Origin of the sequence: Dendrosporobacter quercicolus (assembly GCF_900104455.1) — a bacterium.
In the GTDB taxonomy this organism is placed as follows: domain Bacteria; phylum Bacillota; class Negativicutes; order DSM-1736; family Dendrosporobacteraceae; genus Dendrosporobacter; species Dendrosporobacter quercicolus.
This window is the reverse complement of record NZ_FNHB01000001.1, coordinates 499,174-514,245: the sequence shown is the minus strand read 5'-3', so window position 1 is coordinate 514,245 and position 15,072 is coordinate 499,174. Positions and strand designations below refer to the sequence as shown.

Here is a 15,072-nt window from a genome sequence, read left to right as displayed (position 1 = left end):
TGGAAACGCCAGCCGATGGCTTCATCACAGATCGTTTCATTAAAAAGTAAACCCTTCCTAACAATAGTGTAAAAAATAATTGCAATCGGGGGGATTACTGTGTATATAAATTACGTTTTTGAGCTTTCTATGGTGTTGGATAATGAGAAATTCCAAAAATTATTAACTCGATCCTATAACCAAACAGAATATTTGGATGACAATAAATATGTTGACCAGACGTTGGCATCCAAGGGAATAGTTGTGACTTATCACGACAAGCAATATAAAAAGAAAGTTCAACTTACTATAAACCCAAGTGTTATGCTAGCTGGCGGAGATCTTGATTCAGATAAGTTAATCCATAAGCTGGAGCGATGTGTTCATGATTATTTCGGTTTAAAGTACAATCTTAACGATTTTAATTTGAAAAGAATGATTGTTATGGCAGATATTAATATCGGCAACCGGGAGAAAGTGTCCGCATATATAAAAGTTTTGCAGAGAATCGGCAAGATAAAGGGATTCGCCCATCAAATGATGAGTGCCTTAATGAAAGTGCCAGCTTCTGTTTGGATGGAAATAGCAACGGCATTAATTTTCTAATTTATGATTTAAAAGAAGTACTCGCGAATCGAATTAAAGAAGTTGAAGCCAATCGTAAGAGACTGAAGTCTATAATGGAAAGTTCCGAAGGTATTTTAAGGGCTGAAGTTCGGTTGACAGAACCTAAATCAATTCGGGCATACACAGATAAAACTGATACGTCCAAGCAAATAGCGGTGTTAGCAAAAAATAGTCGAGATATATTTTTAGCTACTTTTGTGCGTGTAGTCCCTTTTGGTGATTTTTATAAAAAAGATACGGCTACAAAAATTATTCAAAAGGAAGTACAAGACATGACACTTAGACGGCGAATGCTACGACTGATGGCACTAATACCAAAGAAAAAATCTCTGTATCTCGCCCAAAAAGAAATGAATGACAGAAATATCGAAAAAATAATAGCAATGTTTACCAAAATTAACGTATCGCCCGTGACGATCAGTAAACGGCATGAAGCGAAATATCTAAAAAATTTATATAGCTTTTTATTGTAATAAATTATAAAAATATAGAAGGGAATGGTTGTAAATGGTAATGAAAAATGGAAAGTTGGTTAATACATATATTAGAACTTTATATTCAGTGGGTTTTGATCATTCGATACTAAAAAAGATTTAAGGACTTCAGTTAATTATGAAATGGCTACATTCTTATATCTGGTAGCTATGGCAGTTATAGATGGCAAATATGCTGAGCAACAAATATTGGCGGTCCTTCAGTGCAATAATAATACTACGCTTATCTTTGAATACAAGCCTGATCAATATAATCAAATGGATAGCTACTTGACAATTAACAAAAACAATGAAACGATCTCATTTAAATTCAAAACTCACATATATAGGGTAAAAGAGAAGGGTCAAATGGTTACGAAGATTATTCAGTCAGGATTAGGTGCATTTGCCAGGATGCTTGATGGATATTTGCCAGGGATTAACGCAGATGGGCATTTGAATAAAATAGCTGATGATTTGGAAAATCTTCAAAATGAGAATCAACAAGTATCACTAACGCCATTGGGATAAGTAATGACAAGAGTACAAATTCTTGATTTATCAGTAATCGTCAGCTATAGACACAAACAGGTGACCGCTTCAGTGCGGTTCATACTTGCCAGTGAACGATCAGAACAAACTAAAATGCCTTGGCCGTTACTCTGGTAACGGCCAAAGGCATTTACACTTATATCCCTCAAATAGGCACAATTAAATTCTGGCTGTCAAACGCCGACAGCCTATCAATCGTACAAAGCACAGCCTCTGTTCCGTGCTCCAAGGTAACTTTCTCAATCACACAAAAAACACGGGTGAGCTGGCTTTGCGGCGTGCGGTTTTCTGCGATTTAAAATATACAAAATTTGCAGGAATATTCAAGTCTATGGGAGAAAATTGTATATATCTGAATATTCATGCTGAAAAAGATAAGTACATTGATATATAGGAAAACATTAGGGGGGGCATAGATGAGAGAAGTAAAGATGACTGTCGGCAATAACCGTATTTTTCAGATACATGCTGAAGCCACTACAGAACTTCTTCCAGTGGAGCAAATAGTTGACTCTTGGCGAAATGTATTTTCATTTAATGCTCAAGGAGATAACTCTCCAGGTCTTCGTTCTGCACAGTTAGGGGCAATATTTTCAATAAAATCCCACTGGATTGTATCAAATGAACCTGCCACTATTGTTATGCCTACAGGAACAGGTAAAACAGAGACAATGATTGCTACGGTCGTATCGGAAATGATACACCGCACACTAATTATTGTACCAAGCAATTTATTAAGGAAGCAAACAGCAGAAAAGTTTTTGACGTTTGGTATTGACGTTTGGTATCCTACAAGATATTGGTACAATTAATCCTAGTGCACTGAAGCCAACAGTAACCACTCTACTCAAAACACCAAAGGAACTTTCTGATTTGGAAGCTATCCTTGTTAAATCTAATGTCATTGTAACAACCATGTCATTGTTGCAAAGGGTTTTCTAACAATTACTTAGCAGTAATTAACGAAAGTTGCGACACATTAATTGTGGATGAGCTCATCATATCGCTGCTAACACATAGGCAACAGTGAAATACAAATTAAAAAAACTAAGATGTTTACAATTTACAGCAACGCCTTTTCGAAATGATGGAAAAAAAGTTGATGGAAAAATAATATATAATTTTCCTCTATCTATGGCTCAAGAGCTATTTTCAACAAATTAATTTTCTTCCGATTTTTGAATTTGATGAAGACAAAGGAGATATTCCCATCGCTAGAGCTGCCGTTGCCCAATTAGAAAGTGATTTAAAAGCCGGATACAATCACATTATTCTTGTGCGCGCAAAAGATAAGTGCTCTGCGAATCGTTTGTATAACTCCATCTACCATCCACACTTTGTAGGATATAATCCTGTATTGATACACAGCGATATTTCTGTGGCAGATAGAAATATCGCACTAATGCATTACGGGAAGGAACATCAAGAATTGTTGTCTGCGTGGATATGTTCGGAGAGGGGATTGATATTCCAAGTCTCAAAATTGCTGCCGTGCATGACAAGTATAAATCACTTCCTATTACGTTACAATTCATAGGGCGCTTTGCAAGATCAAGTGAAGGTCTTGGTGCAGCAACAGTTATTACCAACATAGCTAATGACGAGTTAAATGAATCGTTGCAAGAACTTTATGCTCAAGATTCCAATTGGAACATATTGCTTCATGTGCTGGCGAATCGAGAAATTAACAAAGAATTGTCTCTCCAAGAACTTGCCCAAGGATTTGATACTGCCTCATTGCATGGCATGACCATACAGCAATTGCAACCTAAATCAGCATGATAGCTTATAGTACTGCAGAAAAGAAATGGAATCCTGATGCGATATATAATGTTTTTGATCCAGATAACTGCTTTTTTACCATAAATGATGATAATGGTATTATTGTAATCGTAGAAAAATTAGACTCCAATATTGATTGGACTTCTTTCAAGGGGATCAATGATACTAATTGGCATCTGCATTTGATTTATTGGAATCCTAAAATAAAAACATTTTTTATCAATAGCACGAATAAAAACATTTCTGATACGATAGCTAATGCACTCTTTGCCCAATCTGAAAAAATAAGTGGTGAAAAAGTATTTCGCTGTCTGTATGGAATTAAACGTTTGATGCTGGGGACTATTGGCCTGAAATCTGCAATTGATGGACCTATTCGTTTTCGAATGTTTGCGGGTATCGATATTGGCAATGGCATTGCAGAATCGCAAAAAGAAACATCGTTCAAATCGAACTTGTTTGGTGCAGGGTATAGTGGAGAAGGGAAAGTAAGCATTGGATGTTCGTATAAAGGACGCATCTGGTCCAAATGGGTAGAAAGTATTGATTATTGGATCAATTGGTGTAATGAAATTGCTTCTCGTCTACAAAATGAAGAAATCAATACCTCACAAATATTTGAGGGTGCATTGGTTCCAGAGATTATTGATGAACGTCCTTTATCGGTTCCTTATGGCATAGAATGGCCTATAGACTTGGATCTAATAAATGACAACGGCATCTTTATTTCTCACGGCTCATTGAAGTCATCCTAACAAGAAGATTCCCTTCTAACATTGATTGGTCAACAAATTTAATGCGGGGTGGAAATGTATCAAAAAACTCTGCAAGTTTGTATTCATGCTTGCGATATTTAATTATTAGACCGCTTGTCTTTATGATTCTAAACTCGTATTTCCTGTTTGATATATGAAGCTCATATTCTTCAGATACCACACTGTTACCGGCAGAAAACCCTAGCTCCTCATCTTGGCTGGGGAGAATAGAATAAGCACTGTTTCTTCTGCAAGAAGAAGCATACGCGATAACTACCTTTCAAACTGGAAGACGCCTATATTCTCAATAGTGTTCGCATCAGGTCTTGCAGGGAATTTGCTCTAGTGGGTAGATAACTATACGGAATTTGATCTAAGGGGGAAAATCGATGAGTAACAAGACGCACGCTGTAGGACAACTGCAAGGTTATATGCTTCAAGTAAGACATATGCTCTTTGAGCTCATCTCCCTTGAGGATATAGTTGTCAGTGTTGAAAAAATTGACGATGTTGCCATCGAGTCACCTGATGAATCTGTCATTGCGGAACAACTCAAAAGTGTAACGTCGGATGGCAACCCAGCCACTGACCGTTCCGTTGTGTTCTGGAAAACGTTGTATAATTGGTTTGAATATGTCCGTAATGGTAGCCTCGTATTAGATAAAACTATATTTCGTATGGTTGTTGTATCAAATCACGAACTTGAAGTCGGTGATATTGCAGGCCAATTTCATAGTGCTTCGACCAAAGAAGAAGCACAAAAAGCATTAAGTGCCGCAAGACTAAATATATGGGGCAAAGATGATGTTTTAAGGAATTCGATTCCTGCTTCTTACGGGCAATACCTTGAGGTGTTATTTTCACCTAACAACGAGGAGTTAGTTTCTCAAATAGTCTCAAAGATTATTCTTGATATCCACGAAAATGATTATGATGAAAAGCTGATGAAAAAGTTTAATAGACAATCCATACCAACTGAATTTGCGGATAGTTTATTTGAATATATGCTCGGTTGGGTAACAAACAAGGTAAATGACTATAGTAAGCAAGGATTGCCAGCTGTTATCACAAGTATGGACTTTCGTAACGCCTTAGTTGCACAAAATCGTATGTATGATCAACGGAACTCTATTCCTGCGCTTTCGCGAGAAATCACTTCTGATGAAGCTCGCATAGAAGTCGAGAATCAGGACGTTTATATACAGCAGCTTGATTTGATTCAAATGGACTTCGATGACAAGTTGGCAGCCGCAAGTGATTATTTGCGGACAAAAGCAGAAACCACAATTAGAGCTGAAAAAGGGTTATTTATTCCTCAAAGTTCGCAGGAGCAGGACTATAACGACAGAATATGCCGGCTTTGGAATAACAAACGCAAGCAAGTCTTACTTTTACCCTTCTATTCAGACGTTATGAAAGGAAAACACTTTACGCGCAGATGGGCGAAGCTGTAACTCTTTCTGCTGTCTCAGACAATACACTTCCTTCTTTCTTCGGGAGCGGAACCTTGCAAACGTTGGCGAACAAACCATGCGAAGAGCCTAAGATAGGTTGGCATCCAAGCTATAAAGAGCTTCTTAAAGGCGGTGTGTAGAGTGGATGAATTAAACAGAGAAATATATCTTGTCCAGAACCCTGCTATTGGAGCGGCTATACTTTGGCGTTTTGTTTGCGGTTATTACGACAGTGATAGTGAAAGCCGACAAGTTCCCTTTCCGTTGTTATTTATCGTTTTGCCCATCATCTTTAGAGCAGATTTGCGAGATGTAATTAGCTCGACATATAAATCATCGGGCTTGCAAAAAGTGTCTGAAAAACTCTTTGCAAATAAACAGGCAGATTTGTTTTGCAGTCTCCAAAATTCTGCTGAACAGTATAAAGAAATAACCTTGTCTGCTATAAATATTGCTGTTGATGCAAAACTAATCGGCCTCTCTTGCAAGACAGCATTAGTAATGCCTATTCAAGCAAAGACAAGTAAAATGCCTAAGTCGTCTGAAAACTTGCTAAAACAAGCAGAAAAGTTAGGATCGTGGTGTTCAACTCTTAGTCTGCATGAAATCAGTACATTACTGAAAGTGAGGTTTTGATTATGAAGTTCGCTATTAACTCTTTAATACTATGGCCGCGAAATAAAGAGTTTAGATATAGGCAGGTTAAGTTTGCCTCAAATGGAGTGAATATCATAACAGGCGCTTCACGAACAGGTAAATCAGCAATAATACCTATCATTGATTATTGTCTCGGGTCAGGTGAGTGTACTATACCCGTTGGTATAATTAGGGATACTTGCTCGTGGTTCGGAGTTCTCTTTGATTTGAAAGACGAGCAAATGCTAATATGTCGCAAAGAGCCGGGGCAGCAAAAAAGTACGGGAAAAATGTATTTATCAAGAGGTGATTTCTTAGAAATACCAAGTGAAATAGATGAAGAAAATATTACAGTGGATCAAGTTAAAAATATCTTGAATGAGCTATTCTCCCTATCATTTATTGATGCAGACCCTACTTCGTCAAACAACTTTTCTGCACGGCCATCCTACCGGGATTTGATGGCTTTTATTTTTCAGCCACAAAACGTGATTGCAAATAATAGAGTTTTGTTCTACAACATTGAAAAAATGGAGCATAAGAGTAAACTCATTAATATCTTTCCGTACGTTTTAGGTGCAGTCAACGCAGAAACATTGGCTGCTATGCAAGAGCGTGACAGATTGACCAAGGAGCGCGATAAACTCGCTCGTGACATAAATAATATTAAGAACGTTTCAGAAAGTTGGCGTCAAGAAGTTCTCACGTGGCTCTCTGTTTCAAGGGAATTGGGGTTGACTACTTTTAATCCGGATAGCACTACCAATTTTGGACTACAGGTTGATGAGCTAAAAAAAATAATTAGTAAAAATGAAAATGATTCATCTCTTATCGCAAGCAACGTGACAGATACTTCCGATGAACTTCTGAAACTTCGAGCCGAGGAGCGGGAGTTGTCAATAGAATTGTCTGCGGCACGGAAGCGGCATGAGGCAATGAAAGAACTTGATGATTCCAAAAAGCGTTATGACGAATCTCTTCAAATTCAGCGGAACAGATTGGATATTTCGTCTTGGTTGCGTTCGTTATCAGGCGATATGATTTGCCCGATTTGTGGCAAAACCCATGATGAACCTAACCAAGCGTTAGACGAGCTTTGCGATGCCGTAGCGGAAATTGAAAAGCAAGCCGGAATAGTTCAGGGGATGTCTATTTCCTTTGATCGTGAATTCAATATCGTTAAAGCCGAAATATATAAGCTGACAGAAAAGTTAACGGGTGTTCGTAGGCGCATAAATGAAGAAAGTGCTAAATCTCAGCAGAACGCAAATACAAAGTACACATTAGCAAGTGTTTCGCGTTTTCTTGGAAGAATGGAGTTTGCTATTCAGACGTATGAGCGCATCGGAACAGATGGCGACTTGGAAGAGAGGCTATCTAAACTGAATGATAGGATTAGTGAGTTGAACAAGTCAATGAGTGATAATGTGCGTGTCGCAAAAGAAAAAGCTGCCTTATCGTTCATTCAACAAGAAGCAAGTACGATAATCAAACAACTGGACGTTGAGAACCCTGATGACCCGATTGAATTTGATAAAACCAATTTAACTATTAAAGTTAGAACCGCAGATGGTCGTGATAACTATCTTTGGGAAATAGGCAGTGCTTCTAACTGGCTGTCTTATCATATTTCAATTAGTTTAGCGTTCCAAAAGTTTTTTCAAGAAAGAAAAGGGGTTTCGGTTCCTAACATTCTTGTGTTCGACCAACCCAGTCAAGTGTACTTCCCACAAAAGGGCATTCAAGAGGGTAGCACAGCGGAAGAAGATTCTGGATTGATACAGGATGAAGATAAAGCTGCAGTTAAGAAAATATTTGCAACTTTATCTACGTATATAGAGAAAGCAAAATCTGAACTTCAAATTATTGTAATGGAGCATGCTGATGAAGATATTTGGGGAGAGTTTGATAACATTACGCTCGTTGAGAGATGGAGAGGTAGTAATAAGTTAATTCCTGTTGAGTGGATATCCAAAATAGACTGACACTGATTTCATGAATTATATATATACAGAGCAATGGAGAATACGTTTCTCAATTGCAGAGAAATAAGCGGCGAGATGAAGAAAATATTGCAACTGACGAAAGAATGGAATGTAATTGTTGTATGAGAATGCGAATTTTAAAAAAAGATGTGCAAGGTGAGCGATTGAGCTTATATATCAGAAGATAACCGAAAAACGCTGAATTATGTGAGGTGATATAATGTATTAATGGAAACATAAAACTGAAGCAGGAACAACATTGGAAAGCGAGCTGCTGTCGTGTAAATCAGTGTCAAATGTGATAATCGCTTCGGCATTTATATCTGCTGACGGTGTCAGGATACTCCGGCAGATCAAGGATACATACTCGTTGAAAAAGGAAAACATCACCTTATATCTTTCGGCACAGTTCTCATCAGATAAGCCCCACAAAATTCTTGAACAATTATCTGAACTGTGCAATACGGAAAATTATCTTTGACCATAACTTCCATGCCAAGGTTTATCATTTTCGCGGGAAACCCGACAAATTGATATATGGCTCATCTAATTTTACAGAGGGAGGAATAGCCGGTAACATAGAGTTTGATTTTATCGGCACTCCGTCGTCCGATGATTTTAAATCAATCACTTCCTTTTTCGGTGCTTGCGAGCGTATTGCCCAAGGAGTGAATGCTGAAATTATTCAGTATTATAAAGACATTCAAAGCGACATCGAGGATCTTCATAAGATCCAGCGCAAGCTGTCGGCAAAGCTGACGGGTTTTACTCATAAGGATGATTCATTTTCGCCGGATGATTATGATATTGGTAATTACTATTTTAATTACGAGGATTATGAAACGTTTTTTCCGAGAAACCAAAAAGAAGGAGGTGCTGCTATTGCAGATAAACGTAAAAGAGTAAAAACAAAAATGCTCAGTATACATCAGCAGATATATCCGAGCATTAAGCAATTAGGAATCGCTCATCACAAAAGAAAAGAGAACATAACCTCTCTGATAGTGCCACACCCGATAAACCAGTACTCTGTCGGCTGGCTTGGTGTACGCTATGGTAAGACGCCGCCCAAAGTAGATATCCTAAATATGGAAAAAAAAGACGACGACATTTACGGATTTCAAAAGCACGGATGTTTGCAGTATAGCATCGGGTCCGACGGCTTCGATATTAACCTCTTTTTAGCGGTAAGACATGATGCCATCGACCGGGCTATCTTCATCAGCATTTGACAGAACTAAAACCCAAAATAGAGTCTAGGCTGCGGAAGCTTCAAGGTCAGGGAATGGAATGGGTTATCTGGGACAGCGCACAGGACGGCTGGTTCACTTTTGATATAGATAACGAAGATCCTAAGATATTCTGTGATTATTTTAAAGAAAATGACCAGGATGGCCGGGAATCGTTTTTAAGGAAATTTTATGAGCCTGATGACGAAATCCTTAAGAAGAAGGATACTATCTGCGCGGAGATACTGAGGGTAATGAAAACCCTTCTGCCCTTATATAACACAATGGTGTGGAGACCGCCCATTTAACGTTAGCCACCTAAATATAAGACATCGTTATCAAGAAAAAACCTGATGAAAGTACATGTGTAATCAATAATAGCGATTTTGTGAATTGGGTCCTTAATGACACTTTTCTTTATGATAGCAGAGGCAGATATAGATTTAATTCAACACGTGAGCAGAACTCACCAGATGGCGAGCAAAGAGGCGGACGGGAGATCGAAATGAGTTTAAAAGCAGATATTGAAAAAATTTTTATGGATAACACCAACTATGCAAATCCTAGTCAAGCAGTAAATCAAGCAAGTTCACTTAACGCATTATCAGCTGATTTATATACAGATTCAAAGCGATTTATTTATGAACTTCTACAAAATGCAGATGATTCTTCTCAAAATAATGATACTGTGAAAGTATGGATAAAAATTTTTGATGATAACCTAGTCATTGCTCATTCAGGGAGCCCGTTCACCGCTCGTGATCTTCAAGGAATTTGTAATGTAAATAATGGCACCAAAAAGTCAGATTTGACAAAAACAGGTTATAAAGGCATTGGCTTTAAATCTGTTTTTGGACAATCTGATAAAGTAACGATATATACAAAAGATGAATATTTTAGATTTGATGCTTCATATTCATTTGAATGGAAATGGGAAGAATCAAAGACAGCATGGGAAACTAATAACGACCGAAAATTCCAATTTCCTTGGCAGATAATCCCCATATATATATATACAAAAGAAGTTTTAGACCCAATTAATCAGTTTCTTAGAGAAAATAATGCAAATGTTGCGACAATAATTCGAATGAAGAATGTGAATGAGACGAGTCAGGCTGTTCAAAATCTATCGCAGAACTTAAATATGTTTTTATTTCTTAAAAATATATGTGAGATCAATTTTGATATAACAGAGTCAGTCACTGTTAAAATTGATCGAACAAGCCGCAAGGATAGAATTACTTTACAGAAAGGTAGCAATCCAAAAGTAGACTGGTTAATAAATACCATTAATCTCATAGTCCCTAAGGACATAAAAGCTGTCCTACAAGATGAACGAAATATTCCTGAGAAATTACTCAATACTGATTCTATTGAGTTGTCTTTAGCTGCAAAAGTTGAGAGCGATGGTATTACTAAGCTTTCTAATCATGAAAAACTTCTATATTCATATTTACCAACCGATGAAATAAAGTATTCTTTGCCAGTACTTGTTAATACTAGTTTTCTAACCGCTGCTAATCGTGAATCACTTCATGCTGATTCAAAATGGAATCAATGGATTTTTAAAACGATTGCCATTGAAATATTTAAATGGATATCAAAATTAGTGAATACTGAATTTCATTTTCAAGCATACCAATTAATACCTAAGGAAACCATCACTGACGAGTTGGGAAAAAAATTTAATGAAGGAATTAAGGATGCTCTTAAAAATATTCCGTTTGTTATTTCTAGAGAAGGGCAGTTAATTAAAATTGAAGATATCATAGTTGATTTTACATATTTATCTGAGAAAAATTTTATAGGTGAAGAGCCTATTAAGAAATATATTGATAAGGATAATGAAAAAGAGACCGGTTGCTCTAAACACTTTGCCCAAAGTTCTAATTTTTTCTATGAATTTAAGAAGTTAGGTGCTTCATGCTTTGAGTGGAACCACCTTCAATCTTTCCTTTCTTCAATATATTTTACTAATGCACATACAATAGCTTATAATATTGAACTTATAAAACACTTTAAAAAATTGTGTGAATCAGATAAGGTTAAAGATATTTCAAAAGAAGTACTCATGAGACTTCCGTTTATTTGGGATCATAAGAATCGTATTAATTACCCATATCAAGTATGCTTTCCTACAGCAGACGATCAGAACTGGGATAATCCTAATAGTGAATTATCTTTTCTGCATCGAGAACTGCAGACTTGGCTGCTAAAAGATTCAGAAAGTAGATATTGGTTAGAGAGTTTGGGAGTAATAGAAAAGACAGATATCACCTACATTACTCAAACTATAATACCAAAAATCGATAGTTACGTAACACCCCAGAATGCCTTAAAAACAATTAGGGACTTATTTAATTTATACAAAAAAGGAAATCTTAAGGAAGATTTGATAAGACAATTATCGGGAATAAAACTTCTTACCCAAATAGGTTCTTTGTGTCCAGCCAAAGATTGTTTTCTTTCGGATTATTATAAACCTAGGCTTGAAATTGAAAAAATAACTGAAAAAGATATTTTTGTCTGTGAATCTTACTGTGAAAATGTTCTTGAAAAGGATGAATGGAAACGCTTTTTTAAGCTTCTTGGTGTTCAAGAAGGAATTACAACATTGCAATTCACAAATAGACTTTATCGTTCTGCATTAAGTAATGCTGATTTTAATGCTGAGTATTTCGAAACTAAGGATAAAAGATTTACCCCTTTTCAATCTACTTTTATAGCGAATTGTTTCAGCGATTTAGCAACTATGAACTATATTCAACTTACAGAAAATAACCCTAAGTTTGCTTTCAGATTCTGGTCTGATTATATTGAAAATTATCCACCAAGCATTATCAAGTCTCCAGCAATCGCATATTGGGGGTATGAGGGCAGGCCTGGACGGATAAGTGGTGATCAAGTAGAAAACTTTGTTCCATGGTTTATCAAGAATATACAATGTATTCCTACTGCATCAGAAAAATGCGAAATTGCTTCTTCTGTACTTCTTAATTCAGGAGAGATAAAAGCTATTGCCGGAAAATATTTGCCTGTATTCGATGGACCCGAATTATCGCCAGATTGGAAAGCCTTCTTTAATTTTAGAACAAGCTTCGAATTGTCGGATTACTTAGAATTGCTTAGTAAAATTTCGTTAGATATAGATGATACGGGAAGTATAAAGAATGATAACTATAAAAAAATTCAATCTGTTTACTCCGCATTATTATCTCAATGTGTTAATTGGAGTACTGACGATATTGAAAAAATTGAAGCATGGGCTACTACAGGATTTTTGCTAAATACAAAAAATCAATTCAAAGAATGCAGTACTCTCAAATTTTTCTTAGATGGTAACGAGGCTATTTTTCAAGAACAGTACAGCTTTATACTGCTTAGTGCTGAAAATAGAAAAAATCCAAATCTTGAAAAATTCTTAATGCACTTTAAAGTAAAGTTTTTGAGACAAAGTGAATTTGAGCTAATTCACACTCAAGAAGAAGTATGTTTGAGTCTGAAAAATCAATTGAAGCGTATTATTCCATATCTTAAAATGTGGATTGAAAATGAAGATAGTGATGCTAATACAAGAAACTTTTTAGAAAGCTTAGAAGATAAAATTGCAGCTTTAGAAATTTTTCAGACTGAAGAGCTTATAATTACATATAAAGAAATTAATTTTACTAAGAACGTGAATATTCATTTTAATGAAACCAGTCTTTATGTAACGAATCCTTGGAATGCAAATAGTGTATTATTAAAATTATCTGATATTTTATGCCGTTATTTTCATTTAGTCGGACACGATAAAAAATTAGATTTTTTACTAAGATCTACTGATGATGAGATTCAGCAGTACTTTATTCAAGAAGAACTTGAAATACCAGAAGAAGTTCTTGAAATAAAACGTAATTTTGAGGCTGAAGTAGGAAACAAAAAAATTGTTTCTTTTGCAGATATTGAGACAGCGATAAATGAAAAACATATCTCTCCAGAGTTTTTTCATTTATCACAGCATGATTATAGTCGATTGAAATATATAGAGCAACTTATAACAAGAGCAGTAACAAATGTAATGGAGCATCTCATGACACTCCCAGAGTACGATTGTTCTCATTGTTATAAGATTACGGATAGTATTATTGGTGGTATTACAAAAAACGGGAATGAAATAACTGTTGTAGCCAGACCATCAGATAATGATCAAATACTAATCTATTACACCTCTGAATTTGATGTTCTTGAATATGTAGACGCTGAATTATGGTGTGAAGACGGCGTCAATATGCCTAAACAAATAACAATGGGGCAACTTCTGAAAAAAACAGGCATAAATAGAATTCCTATAAAAAATATAGATTTTACAGACTCTGAACTTGAAACATTACTAAATGATCCTAAATCTAATATGCTAGATTTTAATGCTGTACCATTTATCCCACAAAAAATAGCAAAAATTATATCGTCCTATGCAAATACGAATGGAGGAACATTGATTTTTGGACTTAAAGAAATTTCACTAACTTCAAACGAAACTGTTGGACTGAGTACTGATTTCCCGGTTGTTGAAATGACAAAAAAAGCAATTTCCCTACTGTCACCAATACCAACAGTAACTTATGACTGGATAAAAAGTGGGGGAAAAACCGTTTTTGTAATCAAAACAGAAAAAGCTGTCAATGATATATTGTTAGAGAATCAAAAGTATATAAGAGAAGGATCTAATAGTGTCTTAGACGTTAAGCCATTAGAGGATAAAACTGTATTAAGTGTTTCTAGCTATAAAAAAACTATAGCTATTATAATTGCAATAGAAAACTATGCTCCAAGAGAAGAGAATCAAGTGCCAAAAGTAAAATATGCTACTAATGATGCACTTAAATTCAAAGAAGTGTTGATAAAATCAATGGGTGTAGATGAAAATGATATATACCTGTTTATAGATGAAAAAGCATTGAAAAGTAGTTTGGAGTATGATTTTAAAAGTTTATTTTATTCTTTAGCTGAAGAAGATCGCCTGGTTTTTTATTATGTTGGTCATGGGTTCCATAATGGTATCACGAATTATTTATCAACTTACGATATGCATCGATACCATATAACTGAAACTGCGGTTTCATTACGCAAAATTTTACTTGATCCTTTGCTAAAATCTAAATGTAAGAATGCACTTATTTTTATTGATGCTTGTGCCCAAAGTTTCCAGGATGAAAATGAGCGAAGTAATATTACGGATATTAGTGATGAGGAAATAGCAATGCTTACTAGTGAGTTTCCATACTATGCAACATTTCTATCCTGTCAGCCAGGACAAAGTTCTTATTCAAGTGATATCTTGAAAAATGGAATATGGACTCATCATTTAGTAAACGCAATAAGTGGTAATGTATCAGAGGTCATTCAAGGTAATAAATATATTACAGACAGATTATTGCAGGATTATCTTTCTAATAGGGTATATAAATATACTAAAAAAGAACTTGGATATGATCAAAATCCCAAAGCGATTTTAGATTCAAGTCATGAAAATGTTATTGCAGAAATTAAAAAAGAAAATGGTCAGTAATTATAGTTTTAAAATACTTCTTGAATAGCTGGTAAAGATAAGCCGCCAA

General features: G+C 35.8%; 10 protein-coding genes and 1 pseudogene. All 11 read left to right on the top strand.

Annotation, left to right across the window (positions count from 1 at the left end; genetic code table 11):
- Positions 1–99 precede the first annotated feature (99 nt).
- The 11 genes and pseudogenes from BLR06_RS02445 to BLR06_RS02385 all read left to right on the top strand — a co-directional run bounded on the left by BLR06_RS02445 (position 100) and on the right by BLR06_RS02385 (position 15,023).
- Positions 100–585, top strand: coding sequence for a hypothetical protein (locus BLR06_RS02445; protein ID WP_092067931.1), 486 nt, complete (start codon positions 100–102; stop codon positions 583–585).
- Positions 552–1,079, top strand: a complete 528-nt coding sequence (locus BLR06_RS02440; protein ID WP_139164427.1) for a hypothetical protein — start codon at positions 552–554, stop codon at positions 1,077–1,079. Before BLR06_RS02445 ends, BLR06_RS02440 begins: the two co-directional genes overlap by 34 nt.
- A 171-nt stretch (positions 1,080–1,250) precedes the next feature.
- Positions 1,251–1,610 carry a hypothetical protein gene (locus tag BLR06_RS02435; protein WP_092067927.1) on the top strand — a complete coding sequence of 120 codons (360 nt, stop codon included), beginning with the start codon at positions 1,251–1,253 and terminating at the stop codon, positions 1,608–1,610.
- A gap of 437 nt (positions 1,611–2,047) precedes the next feature.
- A complete protein-coding gene (locus tag BLR06_RS02430) occupies positions 2,048–2,443 on the top strand; it encodes a DEAD/DEAH box helicase family protein (protein ID WP_092067925.1) in 396 nt (131 codons plus the stop codon).
- 601 nt (positions 2,444–3,044) lie between these two features.
- Positions 3,045–3,413, top strand: a pseudogene (locus tag BLR06_RS02425) (hypothetical protein); the annotation flags it as partial.
- A complete protein-coding gene (locus BLR06_RS02420) occupies positions 3,410–4,168 on the top strand; it encodes a hypothetical protein (RefSeq protein ID WP_092067921.1) in 759 nt (252 codons plus the stop codon). The pseudogene BLR06_RS02425 and the gene BLR06_RS02420, both read left to right, overlap by 4 nt.
- A gap of 389 nt (positions 4,169–4,557) precedes the next feature.
- Positions 4,558–5,622, top strand: a complete 1,065-nt coding sequence (locus tag BLR06_RS02415) for a hypothetical protein (protein WP_092067919.1) — start codon at positions 4,558–4,560, stop codon at positions 5,620–5,622.
- 141 nt (positions 5,623–5,763) lie between these two features.
- On the top strand, positions 5,764–6,258 hold the full coding sequence (locus BLR06_RS02410) for a three component ABC system middle component (protein ID WP_092067917.1): 495 nt from the start codon (positions 5,764–5,766) through the stop codon (positions 6,256–6,258).
- Positions 6,259–6,485: 227 nt separating this feature from the next.
- Positions 6,486–8,243 carry a DUF3732 domain-containing protein gene (locus BLR06_RS02405; RefSeq protein WP_173812552.1) on the top strand — a complete coding sequence of 586 codons (1,758 nt, stop codon included), beginning with the start codon at positions 6,486–6,488 and terminating at the stop codon, positions 8,241–8,243.
- A gap of 437 nt (positions 8,244–8,680) precedes the next feature.
- Positions 8,681–9,475 carry a phospholipase D-like domain-containing protein gene (locus BLR06_RS02395; RefSeq protein ID WP_139164424.1) on the top strand — a complete coding sequence of 265 codons (795 nt, stop codon included), beginning with the start codon at positions 8,681–8,683 and terminating at the stop codon, positions 9,473–9,475.
- Between the two features lie 502 nt (positions 9,476–9,977).
- Positions 9,978–15,023: a sacsin N-terminal ATP-binding-like domain-containing protein gene (locus tag BLR06_RS02385; protein WP_092067907.1), complete on the top strand. Its 5,046-nt coding sequence runs from the start codon at positions 9,978–9,980 to the stop codon at positions 15,021–15,023.
- The last annotated feature ends 49 nt before the right edge of the window (positions 15,024–15,072 follow it).